Raw genomic sequence first — 22,821 nt, 5'->3', positions numbered from 1 at the left:
GCAAAGGAGGTGGCATGGGAATCGGGAGCGAGGAAACGCCGATCTGTTTCCCTGCATCGGCCGCGCCGCAGCACGTGCTGATGCTGCCCGGTCTGGATGGCTCCAGCAGGCTGTCGCCCCCGTTCCTGTCGGCACTCCAGGCTTACGGTCTGACAACGCAGGCGATCACGCTGCCCGCGCAGGGACCGCAGGATCACGCCACGCTTGCCCAACGGCTGTGGTCGCAGCTGCCCAGTCGTCCCTTCATCCTGCTCGCCGAGTCTTTCTCGGGCCCGTTGGCTGTTGAACTGGCCACGCGCCATCCCACCGGGCTGCGCGGACTGGTGCTTGCAGCGACCTTTGCGCGTCGGCCGGTGCCACTGCCGGCAGCCAGCGCAGCCCTGCTGTCGCCGGCCTGGCCGCTGCCTCCCGTGGCATTGCTGGCGCGCCTGTTGCTGGGGCCGTGGTACACCCGCGGGCACACGTCGATGCTGCGCGATGCGTTGGCCAGGACTCCGACGAGCACGTTGCGGCAACGCGCCGCAGCAACCCTGCGGGTCGACGTGCGTGCATTGCTGCCAGCGATCCAGGTGCCGACGCTGTGCCTGCACGCGTGCCACGACCGCCTGCTGTGGCCGCCCAGCGTGGCCGAGCTGCAGGCCCTGTTGCCCGATGCCCGCCATGTGTCGTTGGAGGGGCCACATCTGCTGCTGCAGGCGCGTGCCGACGCAGCTGCAGCCGAAGTGGCCGCGTGGATGAGGACGTTGCCGCGTTGAACGATGCGCTCAGCTGCGGGCGCGGGTACGTGCCGCTTTCCTGGCCGCCACCTTGCGCACGGTCTTCTTCGCCGCACGGGTCTTGGCCGCCTTCTTCGCTGCAGCACTGCGCGAGGCGGCTGTACCGGCCTTCTTGACCGCTGTCTTCTTTGCGGCCTTCTTGGCGGCGGTCTTACGAGCCGGTGCCTTCTTTGCCGCCGCCTTCTTCGCAGGCGCCTTCTTCGCGGCCGTCGCCTTGGTCGTGGCCTTCTTTGCGGCTGACTTCCTGGCAGGCGCCTTGCTGGCCGCCTTCTTGCTCGCCGCCTTCTTCGTACCCTTGCGTGCGCTGCCGCTACGTTTGCCGCCACCGTCCTGCTTGTTCACGGTGGCCCAGGCGATGCGCTCGGCAGTCCCTTCACTTGCGCCGCGCTCGCGCTCGCTGTCCTCGATGTGCTCGGCCTGGCGCTTCTGTTTCCCGGTATATGCGGATTTGTCACCACGGGGCATGACGGTTCTCCTGTTGTAGTGGTCAGGCCAGCAGGCGCAGCTTGGGCTCACGCGCCCACTGGCGGGTGGCGGCGACTGCCAGGAAAGCCTTGGCGTCTTCCGCTTCGACGATGCCGGCATCGTTGCCGACCCGCGCCGCCTTCAGCAGCGTCTGGCCGCCTGCGTCGCTGGCGATGGCCTTCAGGTGCGCCCACGCCTGGCTGACGAATTCGACGGCTGCACTCTCTTTCGACAAGGCCTTCGCGGCTTCCGGGCTGAGCACCACGGCCACCGCATCGAACACAGCCGATGGCGTGCCCGCCAGTTGCCCATCCGCCGCCTGCATCGCCCCATCGCTCAGCGTGGCGCCTCCCACTTTTGGTGCCACCAGCTTCACCTCCGCACCTGCCTTCCGAGCGGCCTTGCTCAGGCTGGCGATCACGCGGGCATCGGAGCCCTCATCGAACAGGACGCCGATGCAGCGACCCTGCAGGATGGGCTTGTTGCGCCCGATCACGCGCACCTCGGGAGCGGGGGGCATGTCCCGCACCGGGGTAGCAGTCGGCGCCGCGTCGGGCAGTGCAGGCAACGCCAGACCATCGGCCACGCGCCGGGCCAGCGATTCGTCGATGTTGCGCAGGTGGCTGACGGTGCGCACCCGCACCTTCAGCGTTTCCACCTTGGACAACTCGAATACCAGCGCCGATGCCAGGTGCGCCTGCTCCGGCTTTTCAAGGCTGCGGAAGAACATCCGGGCCTGGCTGTAGTGGTCGGCGAAACTCTCCGCACGCGTGCGGCCCTTGCGGCCATCGTCGGCGCTGGCATGGCTGCGGAAACCGGCCGGTGTCTCGCGCGGGGTGTCGTCCTGCAGCGAGCTGGGATCGTAGGCCACGCGGCCCTTGGGCACCTGCATCTGCATGTGGCCATCGCGCTGATGATTGGCAAACGGGCACTTCGGAGCATTCACCGGGATCTGGTGGAAGTTCGGGCCGCCAAGGCGCAGCAGCTGGGTGTCCAGGTAGGAGAACAGGCGGCCCTGCAGCAGCGGATCGTTGCTGAAATCGATGCCCGGCGGCACGTTGGCCGGGCAGAACGCCACCTGTTCGGTCTCGGCGAAGAAGTTGTCGGGCCAGCGGTCCAGCACCATGCGCCCGATCACCTGCAACGGCACAAGCGATTCGGGAATGATCTTGGTCGGGTCCAGGTGGTCGAACGGAAATGCCTCGGCCTCCTCTTCCGTGAACAGCTGTACCGCCAGTTCCCACTCGGGGAAATCACCGCGCTGGATGGCCTCGAACAGGTCGCGGCGATGGAAGTCATTGTCAGCCGATTGCAGTTTCAACGCTTCGTCCCAGACCGTTGACTGGATGCCCAGCTTTGGCCGCCAATGGAACTTGACGAAGGTCGACTCGCCCGCCTCGTTCAGCAGGCGGAAGCTGTGCACCCCGAAGCCTTCGATCATGCGCAGCGAACGCGGAATGGCGCGGTCGCTCATCGCCCACATGATCATGTGCATCGACTCGGGCATCAGCGAAATGAAGTCCCAGAAGGTGTCATGGGCCGAAGCCGCCTGCGGGAACGCACGGTCTGGTTCCATCTTCACCGCATGCACCAGGTCCGGGAATTTCATGGCGTCCTGGATGAAGAAGACCGGGATGTTGTTGCCGACCAGATCCCAGTTGCCTTCCTTGGTATAGAACTTGACCGCGAAGCCGCGCACGTCGCGCGGAGTGTCCACCGACCCTGCGCCACCGGCCACGGTCGAGAAGCGGGTGAACACGGGCGTCTTCACGCCTACCTCGGTCAGGATGCGCGCCCGGGTGTGGGCGGCCAGAGACCGGGTCAACTCGAAGTAGCCATGTGCCGCGCTGCCACGTGCGTGCACGATGCGCTCGGGAATGCGTTCGTGATCGAAGTGGGTGATCTTCTCGCGAAGGATGAAGTCTTCCAGCAGCGTGGGTCCTCGAGGTCCCTGCCGCAGGGAGTTCTGGTTGTCTGCCACCGGGATGCCCTGATCGGTGGTCATCGCCGGGTGGCTGCCGCCGGCGCGCGGGTGCAGTTCATCGCCGTTGCCGCGGGGGTGGTTTTCGGTTGCGCGCTTGCCGGTCGGCTTGCTGGCGGCCATGGGGGGGAGGCTCCGGATCATCAAGGGAACCACGACACTGGAACCGAACCCGTTAAACCCAGGTCCGGCAAAGGTGAACGTACGGGCAAAAGCAGGCTCGGGTATGCTTGCCCCATGCGAGTCGAGCCCGCCGACATCGAAGCCCTGTTCGACGCCATCCCGGATGTGCTGTTCTTCATCAAGGACCGCCAGGGGCGGTATACCCACGTCAACCAGACCATGCTGCGACGGCTGGGCCTGCGCGCACGCAAGGACGTGATCGGGCGCACAGCGGCCGAGATCTACCCGACCGGCCTCAGCGCGGACTATGTCGACCAGGACGCCCGCGTGCTGTCCGGCGAGGTGATCGAGAACCTGATGGAGCTGCACCTGTTCGCCAACCGCGAACCGGGCTGGTGCCTGACCTGCAAGCGCCCGTTGCTGGTCGATGGCGCCATCGAGGGCCTGATCGGCATTTCCCGCGACCTGGGCCAGAAGGACAGCCTGGGCGCCCAGTACGAGCAGCTGCGGCTGGCCCTGGCCCACCTCAACGCGCACTACGCCGAGAACGTGCGCATGCAGACCCTGCTGGACATCACCGGCTTCTCGCTGTCCAAGCTGGAGCGCAGTTTCCGCAAGGTGTTCCAGATGACCCCGCAGCAGGTGCTGACCCGGCTGCGGATCCAGATGGCCATGCACCTGTTGCATGGCGACGACAGCATTGCCTGCATCGGCCAGGCCTGCGGTTTCAGCGACCAGAGCGCCTTCACCCGCAAGTTCAAGGCTGAAACCGGTTTCTCGCCGCGCGCCTATCGCGCCCGGATCGGCGGCAACGTCGGCGAGCCCGCACTGGCCTGAGCCCCCTGCTGCGCTGTGCCTATCCCCGCGGGCCTGGGACAGGGTAAGGTGTCGCCCCTGTAGCCCGCCGCCAGCCCCGCCGATGCCCAATTCGATTCCGACCGCTTCGCCGTCCCGCCTCGGACATTCGCTCAAGCCCCGCCAGCTGATCATGATGGGCCTGGGCAGTGCCATCGGCGCCGGCCTGTTCCTCGGCTCGGGCGTGGGTGTGCAGGCGGCCGGTCCGGCCGTTCTGGTCTCGTATCTGGTCGCTGGCGCGCTGGTGATCATCGTGATGAACGCACTGGGCGAGATGGCGGCGGCCAAACCGACCAGCGGCGCGTTCTCGGTGTACGCCGCCGATGCCATGGGCGCCACCGCTGGCGCCACGGTCGGCTGGTTGTGGTGGGTGCAGCTGGTGATCGTGATCGCCGCCGAGGCGGTCGGTGCGGCCGGGTTGCTTGCCACGGTCTGGCCGGTGGTGCCGGTGCCGATGGCTGCGTTGGCCTTCATGCTGTTCTTCACTGCGATCAACCTGCTCGGGGTGAAGAACTTCGGCGAGTTCGAATTCTGGTTCGCCATCCTGAAAGTGGCGGCGATCCTGGCCTTCATTGCCATCGGCGTGGCACTGCTGATGGGCTGGCTGCCGCAGGTCACCTCACCTGGCCTGAGCAACTTCACCGGACACGGCGGTTTCGCACCGAAGGGCCTGGCCGGGATCGGTGCGGCGCTGCTGGTTGTCGTTTTTGCCTTCGGCGGCACCGAAATCGTCGCCGTTGCGGCGGCCGAAACCGAAGATCCCGAACGCAGCATCGCCCGTGCCATTCGTACCGTGGCCTGGCGCATCCTGGTGTTCTACATCGGCTCGCTGAGCGTGATCATCGCCGTGGTGCCGTGGACCAGCGAAGCACTGAAGTCGCCCTTCGCCGCCGTGCTGGACATTGCGCGCATTCCGGGCGCAGGCACCGCCATCACCCTGATCGCGGTGATCGCGCTGCTGTCGGCACTCAATGCCAACCTCTACGGCGCCTCGCGCATGATGTATTCGCTGGCGCAGCGCCGCGAAGCGCCGGCCGTGCTGGGCTGGACCGATCCGCGGCAGGTGCCGGTCATCGCCGTGCTGGCCAGCGTGCTGTTCGGCTTTGCGGCCACGGTGATGGAGCTGCTGTTCCCGGACCGGGTGCTGCCGGTGCTGCTGAACATCGTCGGTTCCACCTGCCTGCTGGTGTGGACGCTGTCGCTGGTTTCGCAGCTGGTGCTGCGCCGCCGCGCCGATCGCCTGGGTACCCGGCTGCCATTCCGCATGGCCGGTTTCCCGTGGCTGACCTGCTGCGCGCTGGCGATCCTGGCGCTGATCTTCGGCCTGCTGCTGAGCGAGGCGCACACCCGCCTGCAGTTCCTGTCGATGGTGGCGCTGACCGCCACCATCGCCGCCGGCAGCGCCATCGCCCGGCGCATGCGCGAGGCGTGACTGAAGCTGTAGAGCCGACCCTACGGTCGGCTGCGGTTGCTGTAGTTTCTGTAGAGCCGACCCTGTGGTCGGCTGCTGTTCGCGTAGTCGCCAGCCGAGCGCGGGCTCGGCTCTACAGCCGGCATACATCCGCCGTGCCATCCTGATCGTGTGGGCCGCCAGCGGCCCGTCGACCAGGAGTACCGCATGCTGCGCAGCCGTCCCTTCCTGATGTTCACCGGCCAGGCCGAGGCCGCCCTGGCCCTGTACGCCGAAGCCTTCGCCGATTTCCGCCTGCTGGCCCTGCAACGCCACCCCGAGGGGGCCGGCGCCGGCGTGCCCGGCCAGGTCCGCCAGGCGATCTTCCTGCTCGGTGGCACCCATTACCTGTGCTTCGACAGCCTGGATGTGCACGACTTCACCTTCAGCCCGTCGATCTCGCTGTTCGTCGAGTGCTCCGGTGCCGAGCAGTTCGAGCGTGCGGCACGCGTGCTGGGCGAGGGCGGCCATTGGTTGATGCCGGTGGGTGATTACGACTTCAGCAACCGCTATGGCTGGGTGCAGGACCGCTTCGGCGTATCGTGGCAGTTGAGCCTGGGACAGATGCCGGACCCGTGATCGGGTAACTGTGGGTGTGGACCCTGGTTCACACGCCCTCATGAAAACGGCCCGCTTGCGCGGGCCGTTTTTCTTTATCGATGCAGTGAGGAATCAAGCCTCGACTTCATCATCCTTGTAGGCATCGACCGGGATGCAGGCGCACATCACGTTCTTGTCACCGTACACGTTGTCGACGCGTGCCACCGGCGGCCAGTACTTGCTCTGCTTCAGGCTGGCCAGCGGGAAGGCGGCCAGTTCACGCGGGTAGGCGTGGGTCCACTCGCTGGCGGTCACCGCGGTGGCGGTGTGCGGCGCGTTCTTCAGCGGGTTGTCCTCGCGGTCCAGGCGGCCGTCTTCGATCGCGCTGATTTCCTCTCGGATCTGGATCATCGCGTTGATGAAGCGATCCAGCTCGTGCAGCGACTCGCTCTCGGTCGGTTCGACCATCAGCGTGCCCGCGACCGGGAAGCTCAGGGTCGGGGCGTGGAAGCCGAAGTCGATCAGGCGCTTGGCGACGTCCTCGGCGCCGATGCCGCTGGTCTTCTCCAGCGGGCGCACGTCCAGGATGCACTCGTGCGCCACCAGGCCGTTACGGCCGGTGTACAGGGTCTTGAAGTGCGGAGCCAGGCGCTTGGCGATGTAGTTGGCGTTGAGCTGCGCGACCTGGGTGGCCTTGCGCAGGCCTTCGCGGCCCATCATCGCGATGTACATCCAGCTGATCGGCAGGATCGAAGCACTGCCGAAGCTGGCCGCGCTGACCATGCCGACCGGGCCGTTGTCACCCAGCTTGCCCGGCAGGAACGGGGCCAGGTGCTCCTTGACCGCGCACGGGCCCACGCCCGGGCCACCACCGCCGTGCGGGATGCAGAAGGTCTTGTGCAGGTTCAGGTGCGAAACGTCCGAACCCCACTTGCCCGGCTTGGCCACGCCGACCAGGGCGTTCATGTTGGCGCCGTCGGTGTACACCTGGCCGCCGTGCTTGTGGATGATCTCGCAGATCTCGACCACCTCTTCCTCGAACACGCCGTGCGTGGACGGGTAGGTCATCATGATCGCGGCCAGGCGGTCGCTGTACTTCTCGGCGTTGAGGCGGATGTCCTCGACGTCGACGTTGCCGTTGGCATCGGTCTTGGTCACCACGACCTTCATGCCGCACATCTGCGCCGAGGCCGGGTTGGTGCCGTGCGCCGAGTCCGGGATCAGGCAGATGTCGCGGTGGCCTTCGCCGCGCGAGCGGTGGTAGGCGCGGATCGCCAGCAGGCCGGCGTACTCGCCCTGCGCGCCGGAGTTCGGCTGCAGGCTGACCGCGTCGTAGCCGGTGCATTCGACCAGCATCGCTTCCAGCGTGTCGATCAGTTCCTTGTAGCCCAGCGCCTGGTCGGCCGGCACCAGCGGGTGGATCTGCGAGAACTCCGGCCAGGTCACCGGGATCATCTCGGCGGTGGCGTTGAGCTTCATGGTGCACGAACCCAGCGGGATCATCGTGCGGTCCATCGCCAGGTCCTTGTCGGCTAGCGAACGCAGGTAGCGCAGCAGTTCGTGCTCGCTGTGGTGGGTGTTGAACACCGGGTGGGTCAGGAACGCGGACTGGCGCAGCAGGCCCGCCGGCAGCGCGTCGGCGGTGCTGGCGTCCAGCGCCTCGACGTCAGCCTGCGCGCCGAACACGGCGGCCAGCGCGACCACGTCGGCGCGGGTGGCGGTCTCGTCCAGGCTGATGCCGACCGAGTCGCTGTCGATCGCGCGAAGGTTGTAGCCGGCGGCGCGTGCCTTGGCGTGGATCTCATCGGCATGCACGCCGGTGATGTGCAGGGTGTCGAAGAAGTCGCCACCGACCTGCACGCCGGCGTTGCGCAGTGCCGCAGCCAGGATCGAGGCCAGGCGGTGGGTGCGCCGGGCGATGCGGGTCAGGCCTTCCGGGCCGTGGTAGACCGCATACATCGAGGCCATCACCGCCAGCAGCACCTGTGCGGTACAGATGTTCGACGTCGCCTTCTCGCGGCGGATGTGCTGCTCGCGGGTCTGCAGGGTCAGGCGATAGGCCGGGTTGCCCTGGGCATCGATGGAGACACCGATCAGGCGGCCCGGCATCGAGCGCTTGTAGGCGTCACGGCAGGCCATGAACGCGGCGTGCGGGCCGCCGAAGCCGAACGGCACGCCGAAACGCTGGCTGTTGCCGACCACGATGTCCGCGCCCCATTCGCCGGGAGCGGCCAGCAGGGTCAGCGCCAGCAGGTCGGTGGCCACGGCCACCAGGCCGCCGCGTGCATGCACGGCCTCGACCAGCGCCTTGTAGTCGCCGACCTGGCCGAAGGTGTCCGGGTACTGCAGCAGCAGGCCGAAGGCTTCCGCTTCCAGTGCTTCGGCCGGGGTGCCGACGCGCAGCACGATGCCCATCGGTTCTGCGCGGGTACGCAGCAGTTCCAGGGTCTGCGGGTGCACGGCGTCGTGCACGAAGAAGGTGTCCGACTTCGACTTGGCCGAACGCTTGGCCAGGGTCATCGCTTCAGCGGCGGCGGTGGCTTCGTCCAGCAGCGAGGCGTTGGCGATCTCCATGCCGGTCAGGTCGGCGCACAGGGTCTGGAAGTTGATCAGCGCTTCCATGCGGCCCTGCGAGATCTCGGCCTGGTACGGGGTGTAGGCGGTGTACCAGGCCGGGTTTTCCAGGATGTTGCGCAGGATCACGTTCGGGGTGTGGGTACCGTAGTAGCCCTGGCCGATGAAGCTGCGCAGCACGGTGTTCTTGTCGGCGATCGCGCGGATCTTCGCCAGTGCCTGCACTTCGGTCATCGACTCCGGCAGCGCCAGCGGCGCCGGCGACTTGATCTTGGCCGGCACGATGGCATCGGTCATCGCATCCAGCGACGCGTGGCCGACGACGTCGAGCATCTGCGCGATCTCGGCATCGTTGGGGCCGATGTGGCGCTCGACGAACGCATTGTGGTGCTCGAGCTCACGCAGGGAAGGGGTGTTCTGGGACATGGCGAAGGATCCGTCAGGAAAGGGCACACGCACGGGCACAAGCCGCCGGTCGGCGGTCTGCGGGGCGCCCCTCTGTCCTTTTGCCTGAGAGTTTAAAAGCGCGGCGGACCGCAGCTTCGTGCCCCTTCGGCGCCGGATCGAACCGGTCTCTCCAGAGTTCTGTTACGGGTGGTATCGGGCCTGAGCGATTACGGGCGTTGCGCCTTCGGCAGCGGTGTTCCGCTTCTCCCACCGTGTTGCCCGCCGATTATAGCCCGTTGCGGGCCCGCTGGCCGTCTACGGGCCTGGCCGCTGCGCCTGAATGGCCGATGGCCCGGACGTGCGTTTTGTGCATCGCTGCATGGCATCAGGCGCAATCCCCACCTATGATGGCCAGATACCTGAATTCATCTGGCGCCCTCCCTGCAGACGGGGACCGGCGCCCGCCGTGCGTGCCACGCATGGCCCTGCCGGACGCCTTTCCCATGACCGCCGCTGTTGCTCCCTCCACCCGCCGCATGGCCCTGCTGCTTGCCGGCCTGGCCATGTTCGGCCCGTTCTCGATCGACACCATCTTCCCGGCCTTCCCGCAACTGGCCCGGCGCCTGGCGGTGGACGAGGTGGCGGTGCAGCAGACCATCAGCGTGTACCTGCTGTTCTACGGCCTGATGAGCCTGGCGCACGGCCCGCTGTCCGACGCCTGGGGCCGCAAGCGGGTGATCCTCGGTGGACTGGTGGTGTTCGTCGGCGCCTCGGTGGGCTGCGCACTGTCCACCGACCTGACCACACTGCTGGCCTTCCGCGCCCTGCAGGGCCTGTCGGCGGGTGTCGGCATGATCGTCGGCCGCGCGGTGATCCGCGACCTGTACCACGGCCATGACGCGCAGCGGCTGATGAGCCAGGTGTCCATGCTGTTCGGCATCGCCCCGGCCATCGCGCCGATCATCGGTGGCTGGATCCTGCTCAGTGGCGCGGGATGGCCGCTGATCTTCTGGTTCCTGGTGGTGTTCGGGCTGGTCCTGCTGGCGGCCACTGCACGCTACCTGCCCGAGACCCATCCGGTCGAAGCGCGCGTGCCGTTGTCACCGCGCGCGTTGATGCGTGATTACGTGCGCATCGGTTTCAATCCACGCTTCCTGCGCCTGGCGCTGGCCGGCAGCATCGGCTTTGGTGGAATCTTCCTGTACATCTCCTCGGCGCCGGTGTTCGTGATGCAGCACCTGCACCTGGGCGAGGGCGGGTTTGCCTGGTTGTTCATCCCGACCATCGGCGGCATGACCACCGGCTCATTCCTGTCCGGGCGCATGGCCGGGCACACCACGCCCACCCGCCAGGTCTCCATTGGTTTCGGCCTGTGCGCATTGTCGGTGCTGTTGAACGTTGGCTACGTGGTGCTGTCGCCACAGTTCGTACTGCCATGGGCGGTACTGCCGATCTTCCTGGGGGGCATGGGCATGGCGCTGATCTTCCCGATCCTGGCGCTGGCGGTACTGGACATGTACCCGCATCAGCGCGGCCTGGCCTCGTCGCTGCAGGCCTTTGTGCAGCTGATGATCAGCACCGTGGTGGCCGGCGTGGTGTCACCACTGCTGAGCGGTAGCCCGCTGCACCTGGCACTGGGCCAGGCGGCGTTCTTCGGCGCCGGTTTCGTGTTCTGGTACTGGGAACACCAGCGCGAGCGTGCGGCGCAGGCAGCCTGCACGGGTCACTGAGCAGCGCGCAGGGGTAGGGCGGGCCACGATGCCCGAAACACTTGCGGCAGGGAACGGCCGGACTAGGCTGGGCACTCCAGCCAGCCGGTGCGTGGATGCACGACAGCCAGCCGATCCGATGTCGTTGCATGAGGTTTCCCCGAAATGGCTGCGCAGCAGACCTACCGCCTGTTCGAGGTGGCGCTGAAGGAGCGCCGCGTTCTTTCCCCTTCCCTGGATCGCATGGTGTTCACCGGCGCCGACGTGGCGCGGATGAAGACCGAAGGCCCGGACCAGCGCATCAAGGTGTTCTTCCCCTTGCCTGGCCAGGACCTGCCGCAGGTGCCCTGCGGCGAGGACTGGTATCCGCGCTACCGGGCGCTGCCGGACGATCAGCGCCCGCCGATGCGCACCTACACCATCCGCCAGCTGCGTGCAGAGCTGGGCGAGGTCGATGTTGATTTCGTGCTGCATGGCGAGACCGGGCCGGCCTCACGCTGGGCCATCCATGCACGCCCCGGCGACCGTGTGGTGTTGCTGGCTCCCGATGCCGACTGCGCCGACAGCAGTGAAGGTTGGGAATGGAAGCCGCCGGCCGGCGTCGGCCAGGTGCTGCTGGTGGCCGATGAAACCGCGTTACCGGCGGTGGCTGGCATTCTTGAGGAACTGGCGGCCATGGTGGATCCGCCGCGTACGCTGGCCTTGCTGGAAGTGGCGCAGGCCGGCGACGCGGTGCCGCTGAAGGCACCGGCTTCCGCCGAGCTGGTCTGGCTGCCACGCGGGCGCGCGGCGTACGGGGCGCCGCTGTTGCAGGCGGTGCAGGCGCGGCTGGCAGCCGCCTCGAGCGTGGCCGCTGGCGACGAACTGGAAGAGATCGACGTTGACGCGCAGATCCTCTGGGAACAGGCCGATGCCAGCGTGGCCGGGCCGCTGTATGCCTGGGTGGCAGGCGAGGCGGGGGCGGTGATGGCGATCCGTCGCCATCTGGTCCGCGACTGCGGGCTGGACCGCCGCGCGATCACCTTCATGGGCTACTGGCGGCACGGCAAAGTGCTGGATTGAGGGGGTGTGAAGCGGCGTGGCGGGTGGGGTGCGCTATCCTTGCGCCCCCCTCGCAGCGGTATTGCACCATGTCCACCAGCTCCAAGACCCGCCGCGACCAGCGCCGTCGCCAGGAAAAGCAGGCCGCCAACAAGGCCGCTGCCCAGGCCTCGCCGGTGGAGCCGCATGCCGAACTGCGCGACGCGCAGCGCACCCTGCTGGCCGGTGTCGTGCGCCGCGACGGCGAATGGGTGCTGGGCATGGACGGCCGTATCGCCGGCCACAGTGACTCCGCCGCACAGGTACTGGCGCTGATCATGCAGGCCGGTGAACTGCACGAGCGCAACGGCACGCCGGTGCGCCTGATGTACTCCGATGCGCTGCGCGATGCCGCGCACGCCGAAGCGAAAGAGAAGGGCCAGACCTTCGAGGAATTCAAGGCGGAACTGGCCGCGGCGATGGCGGCGAAGAAGGACAGCTGACAGGCATTCCGGAAAAGCCGGCCGCTGGGTCTTCATCGCGTAGCTGCCGGCCAGCGGCCGGCGCTACAGAAAGGGGCGGATCCTTGCGGACCCGCCCCTTTTCTCATTTCGCCGCCGGGGCGGCGTTGGCCTGCCAGCCACACATCTGGCCTTCGTTCTGCTGCTTCAGCCACTCGTTGACCGGAGTGAAGTACTCGATCATCGGGCCGGCATCGAGCTTGTCGGTGCCGGTCAGCTCCTTCAGCGTGGCCTGCCACGGCTGGCTGGCACCCTTGCTCAGCATCGCCCAGTATTTCTGGCCGGCTTCCTTGTTGCCGTAGAAGGTGCACTCGTGCAGCGGGCCCTTGTAGCCGGCTGCATCGCACAGGCCCTTGTAGAACTGGAACTGCAGGATGCGGGCCAGGAAGTAGCGGGTGTACGGGGTGTTGCCCGGCACGTGGTACTTCGCGCCCGGATCGAAGAATTCTTCGCCACGGGTGCTGGCCGGGGCCACGCCCTGGTACTTGGCCTTCAAGTCCCACCACGCCTTGTTGTAGTTGTCGGCGGTGATCGAACCATCGAACACGCCCCAGCGCCAGCGGTCGATCATCAGCCCGAACGGCAGGAACGACACGCCCGACAGCGCCATGCGCATCTGGTTGTTGATGACCGCTTCGCGGCTCTCGGTCGGTGCATCGACCAGGCCGATCGAGCTGAGGTACTTGGGCGTCATCGCCAGCACGATGGTGTCGCCGATCGCCTCATGGAAGCCATCGTTGGCACCGCCCTGGAACAGCGGCGGCAGCGGGTTGTAGGCCAGGTCGTAATAGATGTGGCCCAGCTCGTGGTAGATGGTGGTGAAGTTCTCTTCGTTCGGCTTGATGCACATCTTGGTGCGCACATCGCCTTCCATGTTCATGTCCCAGGCGCTGGCGTGGCAGACCACGTCGCGGTCGTCAGGCTTGATGAACTGGGTCTTTTCCCAATAGGACTGAGGCAGCGACGGCATGCCCAGCGACACGTAGAAGCCCTGCGCGCGCTCGGTCATCTGCTTGGCGGTACGCAGTTCGGCCTCACGCTGCGCCTTGTACTGGGCGGCCACGTTGGCGTCCTTGCCGGCCTTGGCCAGCGCCGCGCTCAGGTTGGTCTGGTACTGCTTTTCCAGTGCCGCGGTGATGTCCAGGCTGCCGGCGCCGGGGTAGGGTTCCAGCTGGTCCCACAGGTTCGACCAGTCCTGCTGCCACATGTTGCCGAGCAGGTGCGCGGCGATCAGGCCGTTGCCCACTTCGGCCTTGTCCTTGCCGTAGGTCTTGTCCAGCTTGCCGCGTGCGTAGCAGTGCAGCTGCTCGTACATCGGCTTGACCTGTTCCCACAGGCGATCGGTTTCCGGGCCGATCTGCTCCGGCGGCATGTCGTAGCCGCTGCGCCACATCTGGCCGGCGTCGGTGAAGCCCATGCCCTTGGCACCTTCGTTCACCAGGCCGACGAACTTCTGGTAGTCGCCGCGCATGCTCTTGGTGGTGCTGTGCCAGCCCTGCCAGGCGTCGAGCTGCTTGTCGTAATCGCGGCTGCGTGCCAGCACCTGTTCCAGCTCGCCCAGCTGGCGGCAGGAGTTGGGATCGTTGGCGTCGGTGCAGTACTTGCCGGCACCGTAGCTGCCTTCCATGCGGGTGGCGATCTGGGTCAGCTCGGCCAGCTTGGCCGGGTCGCGCGGCGCCGGCATCGACGACATCAGCTTCAGCAGGTGGATCGCGCGCTTGCTGTCCTCGCTCATCGGCTTGCCGTCGAACTTGGCGGCCTGTTCGATCCAGCTGTTGAGCTGGGTGAGCGAACGCTCGTTGGCTTTGGCCGCAATGCGTTCCGAATCACCGTTGATGTAGGTGGAGGACAGCCACTGCGCCGAGGTCATCTCCGGGTAAGCGGCCTTGAATTCGGCATTGATGCGGGCCACGAACTGGTCGGCGGTTTCACCGGCCGGAGCGCTGCTGCTGGCGGTATCGGTGCCTGGGGCAGCTTCCTTCTTGCAGGCGGCCAGGGCCAGCGTGGCGGCGGCGATTGCCGAGGCCAGCAGGAGATGACGGTGTTTCACGGGCGGTCCTTGGGTGGTGAACGACGGCCGAAGGCTAGTGGGCCGTCGCTGCCACCGCAAGTGGCGGACGTCAGCCGGGCGGCGCCCGGCACCCGCAGAGGCCAGAGCACAAGCAACAGCAACCGCCGAAGCAACCGCAACAGCGGGGTATCCGTGGGATGGCGCGGCGGTGTGGGCTTGCAGGACACGCCGTAAACCCATCCATGGGGGCTCGATGGCGCCATCCATGGCGCCAACGGTCCTGCAAGCCCACACCGCCCCACGTCTGACAGATCGTGGCGGCTGTTGGTAGGTGTCGACCTTGGTCGACACATCTGTCAGGTATCGACAATCAAAATGGGGTCAGATCCGTTTTCCTCCGGAAAACGGATCTGACCCCAAGATCGTTCCAACAGATCGCGGAAAACTGTCGAAGGCGGGGTGGGTCCGGTTGCGGGGGCGTGAGCCGCATGGATGCGGCGACCGAGCTTACATGGACGTACTTGCAGCGTCCCCCGCAACCGGACCCACCCCGCCACCCCTCAGGAAACCCGCTTCTGCTGTTGCTTCGGCCGTTGCCGTTGCCCCTGCAGGTGCAGGGCTGCAAGCCCTGCCGAACAACCCTCAACCTTCGCAGTTGGCGAACACGTCGCGGTCGCGCTCGTACAGCGCCGTCTTCACCTGCATCAGGCCCAGCACCGACGGGAACAGGTTGTCGTGGTCGGTATACGCCGCCGAACGCTTGCGCACGCACTGCAGATCCAACCCACGGCTGCTGGCGAAGCCCGGCGAGAACCACATCGTCATCGGTACGCGGGTCTGCTCGGCCGGTGCGATCGCATACGGCACGCCATGCAGGAACAGGCCCTTCTCGCCCAGCGATTCACCATGGTCGGACAGGTAGATCATCGCCGTGTCGTAATCCTGCATGCCCTGCAGGGTACCAATGGTCTTGCTCAGGAAATGATCGGTGTACAACACCGCGTTGTCATAGCTGTTGGTGATCTCGTCGCGCGAGCAACGGCCGATGTCACGGGTGTCGCAGGTTGGCTTGAAGCGGGCAAAGGCGGGCGGGTAGCGCTCGAAGTAGGCCGGGCCGTGGTTGCCCAGCTGGTGCAGCACCACCACCCGGTCGCCGGGCTTGGCCCGCACCTGGGTGGCCAGGTCCTGCAGCAGGATCTCGTCCATGCAGCGGCCATCGGCGCACAGGCCCGGTGTAGTGGCGTCGGACAATGACTGGAAGTCCAGGCCCTCGCACACGCCCTTGCAGCCGGACTGGTTGTCACGCCACAGCGGCGCGATGCCGGCGCGATTCAGTACGTGCAGCAGCGACTGGTGCGCACGGATCTTCTTCTCGTCGTAGTCGTGGCGGCCCCACGGCGAGAACAGGCACGGCAGCGAGACCTCCGTGCTGGTGCCGCATGAGTGCATGTCCGGGAAATTGATCACGCTGGCCTGTGCCAGTTCCGGAGTGGTGTTGCGGCCACCGTTGAGGCCCCAGTTCTGCGCACGGACGGTCTCGCCCATGACGATCACCAGCAGGCGCGGCTTGCTGGCCGGGGCGCGTGGCGTGGCCTTGGCGTCGGTGCCGATCGGCAGCTTCGGTGCGCGCTGCACCGGGTTTTCGCCACGCAGCGCACGCGGCATGCCCAGCAGCACGTTGGCCGGGGTGGCGAGGTAACGCACTTCGCGCTGGTTGCGCATCAGTGCCGAAACATCCTGGAACGAGATCAACGCGCCGCCGACGGCGGTCACCGCGGCCACCGCCAGGAACCCCAGTCGCCACAACAGGCTGCGGCCCCAGCTGCGGCGACGCAGCTGCACGCGCCACAACACCGCCATCGGCAACACCGCCAGCAACAGTACCGGCCACAGCAGCGACACGGTCATCAGCTCGCGGCTTTCCTTGGGGTCGGTCGCCAGCACGTTGCGCAGCATGTCCGCATCCAGGTAGATGTGGTAGCGGCTCATGTAGTGCGCGGCGAATGCGGTCACCAGCAGCAACAGGCTGATCACCACCTTGGCGTTCCAGCGCCAGACCAGGATGCCCAGCAGCACGCCGTGAGCGCCCAGCAGCAACAGCAGCAGCGAAAGCGCGTAGCGCAGGCTGCCTGGATGGCTGGCCATCGCGCTGTGCCAGAACAGGCCATTCCCGGCTACCGCGAAGAACAGGCTGGTCAGCGCGATCAGCGCTTCGGTGGACAGCTGCGGCCGCCAGTGGCGCAGACCCGCAAGGGCGGGGAGGCGAGCGGGCCATTGGACCGATGCACTCATGCGTTTGCCTCCTGGCGGTTGGGACGGTCCCGCTGACGGCGTGTCAGGACGCGTTTGACGATCAGATACAGGCCGAGCGAAAGCAGCCAGCAGATCAATGCGGTGGCGACGTCATGCGAGAGGAAGTGCGCGCCGCGCAGCTGCTGGCTGATGCCGAACACCAGACCGGTGCCAAGACCGATCCACAACCCGGCCCAGCGCCATGAAGGGCGCCACAGCATGGCAAAAAAGTAAAGGGACAACCATGCATAACCCGCGCTGGCGTGGCCCGCCGGGAAGCAGGCCTGCGCGGCCATGCCTGCGGGGCGCGCCGTGAAAAGCCCGATGAAAGGCTGGTGGCCACCGTAGCGGAGCAGATCCCACGGGCATTCCATCGGCACCAGCGACTTCAGCAGGGAGATCACGCCGGTGCCCAGCGCCAGGGCAAGTACGACATAAAGCAGCGCCCACCGCAGGGTGTGATCGCGTCCTTTACGCCAGTGATGGAAGCACAGCAGGAGCACGACCAGCGCCGCCGCAGTGCTCAACCATTTACCGGCCTTGTGCACGACGCTGCGGGTGATCCAGGCGTCCTGCAATGCCCAATGGCCGCCCTCAAGACGGAACAGGTGGTCGGCCACCCACTGGTCGCCGCCGAACCCCATCAGCAGCGCAAACACGGGCAGACCGATTGCGACAGGCAGCCAAAAGTGAGTTACGGCGAATCTTGACGCCAGTGGCGATGTCGCAAGCGGCGCGATCGAATCAAGGGGACGAACGGGCATGCTGAGGGAAGGCGGGTTCGGGAATCCGCAGTCATGCTCGTCACCTGCATGTCGGAGAAGGGTCGGACGCTCGTTCGCGCCGGGTTAATGCTTGCCCGGCACGAGTCAACGTTCAGTCTTCTTCGGCGGTCGAGCCGGCCCGTTCGGCGTGGCATTGCGGATCCCAGGCCGTACCGGGAAGCAGTTGCCAACGATTCCTGTTGGCAACACCGATATCGATCACCTTGGCCGGATCCACGCAGGGGCTCATCGCCTCGTCCAGCACCAGCAGCCAGCGCTTGTCCGGCGCCTCGGCCACCCACGGGCCGGCGTCGTGCCACTGCTCGGCCCAGGGCCGCTTGAAGCCGAACTCGCGTACCGGGCGGTCAGCCTGCAGCAGGTTCTGCTCGCGCCAGGCGACCAGCGCCAGTTCGGCGTCCGGACCGATCCGTGCGCCGACGCGGCGCATCAGCGCCGATGCCGATGCGTAGGGATCCAGTGCCGGAATCAGCACCAGGCCGTAGAGCATCCACAGCATGCCGTGGGTCAACAGCACCAGTGTCGTGGCGCGGCGCACCCGCAACCAGACGACCAGCGTGGCCAGCGCGATGGCGAAGGTCAGCAGGCCATCACCCAGCACCGGCAGCAGCGCATCGGGCATGGCCCGGCGCTCCAGTTGCGCCAAGGCCCACGGGTGCTCGGTCATCAGCATCACGCCGAGCACGCCGGTGGCCAGCATCAGCACCACGCTGTAGCCGAACAGATAGCGGCGCACGCACAGCCGGCGCAGCAAGCCGGGCAACAACGGCGCACCCGCCAGTGCCATCGCAGGCAGCATCGGCAGCACATAGACCTCGCGCTTGCCCGGGCTGGCGCTGAAGAACACCAGCACCAGCAGCGCCCAGCCCAGCAGCAGCCACTGCCGGCGGTCGCCCCGGCGGATGCGGCGCCACCACGGCTTGAACAGCAGCGGCAGCAGCAGGCTGCCCGGCAGCCATAGGGTCAGGATCACCTGCAGGTAGTACCAGGCCGGTTGGCGATGGTGCCAGGCGTTGGCATAGCGGGTACCGGTCTGCTTGAACAACAGTTCATGCGCGTAGGCCTGCAGTTCGGCGCTGGGCGTGTGCAGCAGCGCCCAGCCCAGCGGGGCAAGCCACACCGACACGCCCAGCAGGAAGGCCGGGATCAGCCACAGCAGCGTTGCCGGGTGGGGGCCGTCCACGCTGCGACCGCGGCGACGCTGGTACAGCCACCAGCCGAACCACGGCAGGACCATCAGCAGCGGCAGGAAACCCACGCCTTTGGTCACCGTGCCGAGGCCAGCGGCGAACCCCGCCAGCCACAAGGCAGCCAGGTTGCGGCGTTCGCACAGGTGGCGCATCAAGCCCCACAGGGCCACCGTGGTCATGCCGACCAGCACCATGTCGATCTGCGCGCGCTTGGCCATCAGGCCAAACTGCAGGGTGCAGAACAGCGCCGCCAGGGCGTACAGGGAATGCCGCGGTGACCACAGTCGGCGTGCCAGATCCGACACCAACCACAGGCTGAGCAGGGCGCCCAGCAGCGACGGCAGCAGGAACGACCACTGCCAGCTGCCGACGATCTCGTAGGCCGCCGCCTGCAGCCACATGAAGACCGGCGGCTTCTCCGCATACAGCTCCACGCCCCGGTGCGGCAGCAGCCATTGCCCGCTTTCGACCATGGTGCGGGCCGCCAGCACGAAGCGCGGCTCGTCCGGTGGCTGCGGCTGCCGAAGGCCGATCCCCGCTGCCAGCGCAGCAACGATCAACAGCCACAACAGGGGCAGGCGCCAACGGCGGGGCAGGGCTACGGGCACGGCAGGCTCCGGGAGCAAAACGGCCATTTTGAGGTGGCGGGGGTTGGAAAAGCGTCAGAGGAGGCCGGGGCGACCGCATTCCGACATGCGCAGCGCTACCATGGTACGAACTTCCGTGGATGTTTCGTGCATGCGTCTGTTGGTGATCGAGGACAACCGCCAGCTGGTGGCCAACCTGTTCGACTACTTCGAGTCGCGCGGGCATGTGCTCGACGTGGCCCCGGACGGCATCACCGGCCTGCACCTGGCCGGCAGCCACCCCTACGACGCGGTGATCCTGGACTGGATGCTGCCACGCATGGAGGGGCCGGAGGTGCTGCGTCGCCTGCGCGCCGAGCACGCTTCGGAGGTGCCGGTGATCATGCTGACCGCGCGCGACGAGCTGCCGGACAAGATCACCGGATTCCGCGCAGGTGCCGACGACTACCTGACCAAGCCGTTCGCCCTGCCCGAGCTGGAAGTTCGGCTGGAGGCGCTGCTGCTGCGTGCGCAGGGCCGAAACCCGCGCAAGCGCCTGCAGGTGGGCGACCTGGTGCTGGACCTGGCGACCCTCGAAGCCCAGCGGGGGGGGCAGGTACTCCACCTGTACCCGGCCTGCCGCAAGCTGCTGGAGGTGCTGATGCGTGCCAGCCCCGGTGCGGTCACCCGCCAACAGCTGGAGTTCGCCCTGTGGGGCGATGAGCCACCGGATGGTGACCTGCTGCGCTCGCATGTCTACGAGCTGCGCCGCAGCGTCGACGGTCCGTTTGCCGACAAGCTGATCCACACCCTGCCGCGGGTTGGTTATCGCCTTGCGGTGACCGCGGCCGCCGGTGCAGGCAAGGATGATGATGAAGGCGCGTAGGCCGGGCCCGCTGTACCGGCGCGTGGTGTGGTGGTTGCTGGGCTACCTGGCCCTGCTGTCGATCGCCGTGTTCAGCGTCGGCAACTACGTGCACGAACACGCCGAACATGCCGCCTGGCGCGCGCTGCTCAATTCCGAACTGGACAGCATCGTCGAGCACGTCGAGCATGAGCCGCACTATCGCTGGCAGGATTCGGACACGCTCAGCCTGTACCGCTTCGATGCAGTCAACCTGCCTGACAGCCTGCGTACGCTGCATCCGGGCCTTCACGACGGCGTGATGATCAAAGGCCGGGAGACGGCGGTGATGGTGCGCGAGACCCGGTCGATGGGACGTGTCGCGCTGGCGCTGGACATCTCCGACTTCCATGACCTGGAGCAGTTCGCCACGCGCTGGGTGATGCTGGCCGGGGTGATCATGATCTTCGTCACCGTGCTGATGGCGTCCTTCGGTATGGAACGCATGGTGCGCCCGTTGAGCCTGCTGGCCCAGCACATCGGCGCATTGCGGCCGGGCGTTCAGGGCCAGCGCATCGAGGTCGACCCGCGCGGCAGTTCCGAGCTGCACACCATCGCCGATGCGCTGAACGACTACCTGGACCGCAACGAGCAGTTCGTCGAGCGTGAGCGGGTCTTCATCAGTACCGCCAGCCATGAACTGCGCACGCCGATCGCAGTGATGACCGGTGCTGCCGAGCTGGCGCTGGAGCAACCGGGCCTGCCCGAACGTGCCCGCCAGCAGATGCAGCGGGTCCTGCGCACGGCACAGAGCGTGGAGCAGCTGATCGAGCTGCTGCTGGTGCTGGCGCGTGATCCTGCGCGCCTGGCCGCGCGTGCCGAGCGCATCGCACTGGACCAGCTGCTGCCGGAGATCGTCGACGACCATCGACACCTGCTCGGCGACAAGGACCTGAGCATCGGTATCCAGGCCGCGCCGGTGGATATCGTCGCGCCGCTGGCGGTGGTGCAGGCGGCGATCGGCAACCTGCTGCGCAATGCCATCGAAAACAGCGGCCGCGGCCATATCGAGCTGCAGCTGAGTTCGTCGGCGGTACTGACGCTGCAGGACCCCGGGCATGGGATGAGCCCGGAGGAGATCGCGGCGATCCACGCGCGCATGGCCCGCGGTGAGCGTGCCGATCGAGGCAGTGGCATCGGCCTGGACCTGATCGCGCGGCTGTGCGAGCACCTGGGCTGGACGCTGCAGTTGCAGCCCTGCCAACCGCGCGGGACGCGTGTCACCCTGGACTTCGGCGCTTCGCGCCCCGCCTGATCGGACGGCCGACTTGCTTCGCGCTGCGGCATGACCCGGCGTGAAGACAGTGTTAATCTCGACCTGCGCCGCTTCATGCGGCGCTTTTTTTTCCCGCTCTTTCGATCGACAGAGGATCCCATGCCGACCGAACCCGCTACTGCCCTGATCAGCAACGATATCGTTGGACTGGGCCTGATTGCCGCCACCCTGGCCCTGATCTTCTGGGCCGCCAGTGGTCCGACCCCGCTGTTGAAGAAGATCTTCGCCTGGGTGCCGGCACTGCTGCTGTGCTATTTCATCCCCGCCATCTACAACACCGCCGGTGTCATCGATGGCCACAACACCTCGCTGTACAACCCGGTCGCGCGTGACGTGCTGCTGCCGGCCGCGCTGGTCCTGCTGACGCTGTCGATCGACCTCAAGGGCGTCATCAAGCTGGGGCCGAAGCTGTTGCTTGTGTTCTGTGCCGGTACCGCTGGCATCATGCTCGGTGCGATCGTCTCCTTCCAGCTGATGAAGCTGATCCATCCGGAAACGGTGGCCGGTGATACCTGGGCCGGCATGGCCGCACTGGCCGGCAGCTGGATCGGTGGCGGCGCCAACATGGTCGCCATGCGTGAGGTGTTCGGCACCGATGCCACCACCTTCGGCCAGTTCGCCGTGGTCGACGTGGCCTGCGCCAGCCTGTGGATGGCGATCCTGCTGTTCCTGGCCAACCGCGCGCAGCAGATCGACACCCGCAACGGGGCCGATACGCGCGCCATCGACGAGATGAAGGCACGCATCAGCGCCTACGAGGCACAGAACGCGCGCATTCCCAGCATGACCGACCTGATGGTGATCGTCGGCGTGGCACTGGGTGGCGTCGGCCTGGCCCACGCCATCGCCGCACCGCTGTCGGGCTGGTTCAAGGCCAACGTCAGCTGGGCCAGCCAGTTCAGCCTGGACAGCCAGTTCGTGTGGGTGATCCTGCTGTCCACGGCGATGGGGCTGGGCCTGAGCTTCACCCGTGCGCGCCGGCTGGAAGCCGCAGGCGCTTCGCGGTTGGGCACGGTGTTCCTGTACTTCCTGATCGCCTGCATCGGCATGCAGATGAACCTGCTGTCGCTGCTGGATCGGCCGTGGCTGTTCCTGCTCGGCGCGATCTGGATGGCCACGCATGTGCTGGTGCTGTGGGTGGTGGCCAAGCTGCTGCGCGCGCCGCTGTTCTTCTTCGCGATAGGTTCGCAGGGCAACATCGGGGCGGCCGCCTCGGCACCCGTGGTAGCCGCGGCCTTCCATCCGACGCTGGCGCCGGTGGGGGTGCTGCTGGGTACGGTGGGCTATGCCACCGGTACCGGGTTGGCTTATGTCACCGGCCTGATCCTGAAGTGGATGGCCGGCGCCTGAGTTCTGACCGGACGATCCTGTTGCGGGTTCGCGGCGTGCGCCGCGAACC

17 protein-coding genes and 1 riboswitch are annotated in these 22,821 nt (G+C 66.9%); of the genes, 10 read left to right on the top strand and 7 right to left on the bottom strand.

Features of this window, described 5'->3' with window-relative positions:
- The first annotated feature begins 14 nt into the window (after positions 1–14).
- Positions 15–755 carry an alpha/beta fold hydrolase gene (locus ACM0PB_RS16840; protein ID WP_065178227.1) on the top strand — a complete coding sequence of 247 codons (741 nt, stop codon included), beginning with the start codon at positions 15–17 and terminating at the stop codon, positions 753–755.
- Positions 756–764: 9 nt separating this feature from the next.
- On the opposite strand, the gene ACM0PB_RS16835 is transcribed toward ACM0PB_RS16840, so the two are convergent.
- Both ACM0PB_RS16835 and ACM0PB_RS16830 read right to left on the bottom strand, forming a co-directional pair.
- Entirely contained in the window at positions 765–1,241 is a 477-nt protein-coding gene (locus tag ACM0PB_RS16835; protein ID WP_065178228.1) for a hypothetical protein, read from the bottom strand.
- Between the two features lie 22 nt (positions 1,242–1,263).
- Complete coding sequence (locus tag ACM0PB_RS16830; RefSeq protein ID WP_164093582.1) at positions 1,264–3,345, bottom strand: catalase; 2,082 nt, start codon at positions 3,343–3,345, stop codon at positions 1,264–1,266.
- Between the two features lie 114 nt (positions 3,346–3,459).
- On the opposite strand from ACM0PB_RS16830, the gene ACM0PB_RS16825 reads away from it, so the two are divergent.
- From ACM0PB_RS16825 to ACM0PB_RS16815, 3 genes are all read left to right on the top strand, one after another.
- Positions 3,460–4,182 carry a helix-turn-helix transcriptional regulator gene (locus ACM0PB_RS16825; protein WP_005418296.1) on the top strand — a complete coding sequence of 241 codons (723 nt, stop codon included), beginning with the start codon at positions 3,460–3,462 and terminating at the stop codon, positions 4,180–4,182.
- Positions 4,183–4,264: 82 nt separating this feature from the next.
- Positions 4,265–5,632 carry an amino acid permease gene (locus ACM0PB_RS16820; protein ID WP_061478840.1) on the top strand — a complete coding sequence of 456 codons (1,368 nt, stop codon included), beginning with the start codon at positions 4,265–4,267 and terminating at the stop codon, positions 5,630–5,632.
- 186 nt (positions 5,633–5,818) lie between these two features.
- Complete coding sequence (locus ACM0PB_RS16815) at positions 5,819–6,229, top strand: VOC family protein (protein WP_005418291.1); 411 nt, start codon at positions 5,819–5,821, stop codon at positions 6,227–6,229.
- Between the two features lie 93 nt (positions 6,230–6,322).
- Here ACM0PB_RS16815 and gcvP read toward each other — a convergent pair whose 3' ends face one another.
- Positions 6,323–9,190 (bottom strand): aminomethyl-transferring glycine dehydrogenase, encoded by a 2,868-nt coding sequence (gene gcvP, locus ACM0PB_RS16810; RefSeq protein ID WP_005418289.1) that lies wholly within the window; start codon positions 9,188–9,190, stop codon positions 6,323–6,325.
- Between the two features lie 62 nt (positions 9,191–9,252).
- A riboswitch (glycine riboswitch) is annotated at positions 9,253–9,355 on the bottom strand.
- 299 nt (positions 9,356–9,654) lie between these two features.
- Between gcvP and ACM0PB_RS16805 the strand changes: the two genes are divergently transcribed.
- From ACM0PB_RS16805 to ACM0PB_RS16795, 3 genes are all read left to right on the top strand, one after another.
- On the top strand, positions 9,655–10,881 hold the full coding sequence (locus ACM0PB_RS16805; RefSeq protein WP_053500685.1) for a multidrug effflux MFS transporter: 1,227 nt from the start codon (positions 9,655–9,657) through the stop codon (positions 10,879–10,881).
- Positions 10,882–11,025: 144 nt separating this feature from the next.
- On the top strand, positions 11,026–11,922 hold the full coding sequence (locus ACM0PB_RS16800; protein ID WP_139727493.1) for a siderophore-interacting protein: 897 nt from the start codon (positions 11,026–11,028) through the stop codon (positions 11,920–11,922).
- Positions 11,923–11,990: 68 nt separating this feature from the next.
- A complete protein-coding gene (locus tag ACM0PB_RS16795) occupies positions 11,991–12,383 on the top strand; it encodes a hypothetical protein (protein WP_005418286.1) in 393 nt (130 codons plus the stop codon).
- Positions 12,384–12,486: 103 nt separating this feature from the next.
- On the opposite strand, the gene ACM0PB_RS16790 is transcribed toward ACM0PB_RS16795, so the two are convergent.
- The 4 genes from ACM0PB_RS16790 to ACM0PB_RS16775 all read right to left on the bottom strand — a co-directional run bounded on the left by ACM0PB_RS16790 (position 12,487) and on the right by ACM0PB_RS16775 (position 19,284).
- Positions 12,487–14,451: a M2 family metallopeptidase gene (locus tag ACM0PB_RS16790; RefSeq protein WP_414604879.1), complete on the bottom strand. Its 1,965-nt coding sequence runs from the start codon at positions 14,449–14,451 to the stop codon at positions 12,487–12,489.
- Between the two features lie 603 nt (positions 14,452–15,054).
- Positions 15,055–16,704 (bottom strand): phosphoethanolamine transferase, encoded by a 1,650-nt coding sequence (locus tag ACM0PB_RS16785; protein ID WP_164230486.1) that lies wholly within the window; start codon positions 16,702–16,704, stop codon positions 15,055–15,057.
- Complete coding sequence (locus ACM0PB_RS16780; RefSeq protein WP_065185457.1) at positions 16,701–17,468, bottom strand: phosphatase PAP2 family protein; 768 nt, start codon at positions 17,466–17,468, stop codon at positions 16,701–16,703. Before ACM0PB_RS16780 ends, ACM0PB_RS16785 begins: the two co-directional genes overlap by 4 nt.
- Before the next feature lie 112 nt (positions 17,469–17,580).
- Entirely contained in the window at positions 17,581–19,284 is a 1,704-nt protein-coding gene (locus tag ACM0PB_RS16775; protein ID WP_065179476.1) for an ArnT family glycosyltransferase, read from the bottom strand.
- A gap of 130 nt (positions 19,285–19,414) precedes the next feature.
- Here ACM0PB_RS16775 and ACM0PB_RS16770 point away from each other — a divergent pair, with 130 nt between their 5' ends.
- The 3 genes from ACM0PB_RS16770 (at position 19,415) to ACM0PB_RS16760 (ending at position 22,772) form a co-directional block, all read left to right on the top strand.
- Positions 19,415–20,128, top strand: a complete 714-nt coding sequence (locus tag ACM0PB_RS16770) for a response regulator transcription factor (RefSeq protein ID WP_005418278.1) — start codon at positions 19,415–19,417, stop codon at positions 20,126–20,128.
- On the top strand, positions 20,115–21,401 hold the full coding sequence (locus ACM0PB_RS16765) for a sensor histidine kinase (RefSeq protein WP_005418277.1): 1,287 nt from the start codon (positions 20,115–20,117) through the stop codon (positions 21,399–21,401). Before ACM0PB_RS16770 ends, ACM0PB_RS16765 begins: the two co-directional genes overlap by 14 nt.
- 120 nt (positions 21,402–21,521) lie before the next feature.
- On the top strand, positions 21,522–22,772 hold the full coding sequence (locus ACM0PB_RS16760) for a DUF819 family protein (protein ID WP_005418276.1): 1,251 nt from the start codon (positions 21,522–21,524) through the stop codon (positions 22,770–22,772).
- Positions 22,773–22,821 lie beyond the last annotated feature (49 nt).

Source organism: Stenotrophomonas sp. AR029 (assembly GCF_047520695.2).
In the GTDB taxonomy this organism is placed as follows: domain Bacteria; phylum Pseudomonadota; class Gammaproteobacteria; order Xanthomonadales; family Xanthomonadaceae; genus Stenotrophomonas; species Stenotrophomonas sepilia.
Note: the sequence above shows the minus strand (reverse complement) of the source record. Positions and strands in the feature narration are given on the sequence as shown.

Coding starts and splice junctions, on each gene's coding strand:
- ACM0PB_RS16840 (WP_065178227.1), top strand. CDS start 15: ATGGGAATCGGGAGCGAGGAAACGCCGATCTGTTTCCCTGCATCGGCC.
- ACM0PB_RS16835 (WP_065178228.1), bottom strand. CDS start 1,241: ATGCCCCGTGGTGACAAATCCGCATATACCGGGAAACAGAAGCGCCAG.
- ACM0PB_RS16830 (WP_164093582.1), bottom strand. CDS start 3,345: ATGGCCGCCAGCAAGCCGACCGGCAAGCGCGCAACCGAAAACCACCCC.
- ACM0PB_RS16825 (WP_005418296.1), top strand. CDS start 3,460: ATGCGAGTCGAGCCCGCCGACATCGAAGCCCTGTTCGACGCCATCCCG.
- ACM0PB_RS16820 (WP_061478840.1), top strand. CDS start 4,265: ATGCCCAATTCGATTCCGACCGCTTCGCCGTCCCGCCTCGGACATTCG.
- ACM0PB_RS16815 (WP_005418291.1), top strand. CDS start 5,819: ATGCTGCGCAGCCGTCCCTTCCTGATGTTCACCGGCCAGGCCGAGGCC.
- gcvP (WP_005418289.1), bottom strand. CDS start 9,190: ATGTCCCAGAACACCCCTTCCCTGCGTGAGCTCGAGCACCACAATGCG.
- ACM0PB_RS16805 (WP_053500685.1), top strand. CDS start 9,655: ATGACCGCCGCTGTTGCTCCCTCCACCCGCCGCATGGCCCTGCTGCTT.
- ACM0PB_RS16800 (WP_139727493.1), top strand. CDS start 11,026: ATGGCTGCGCAGCAGACCTACCGCCTGTTCGAGGTGGCGCTGAAGGAG.
- ACM0PB_RS16795 (WP_005418286.1), top strand. CDS start 11,991: ATGTCCACCAGCTCCAAGACCCGCCGCGACCAGCGCCGTCGCCAGGAA.
- ACM0PB_RS16785 (WP_164230486.1), bottom strand. CDS start 16,704: ATGAGTGCATCGGTCCAATGGCCCGCTCGCCTCCCCGCCCTTGCGGGT.
- ACM0PB_RS16780 (WP_065185457.1), bottom strand. CDS start 17,468: ATGCCCGTTCGTCCCCTTGATTCGATCGCGCCGCTTGCGACATCGCCA.
- ACM0PB_RS16770 (WP_005418278.1), top strand. CDS start 19,415: ATGCGTCTGTTGGTGATCGAGGACAACCGCCAGCTGGTGGCCAACCTG.
- ACM0PB_RS16765 (WP_005418277.1), top strand. CDS start 20,115: ATGAAGGCGCGTAGGCCGGGCCCGCTGTACCGGCGCGTGGTGTGGTGG.
- ACM0PB_RS16760 (WP_005418276.1), top strand. CDS start 21,522: ATGCCGACCGAACCCGCTACTGCCCTGATCAGCAACGATATCGTTGGA.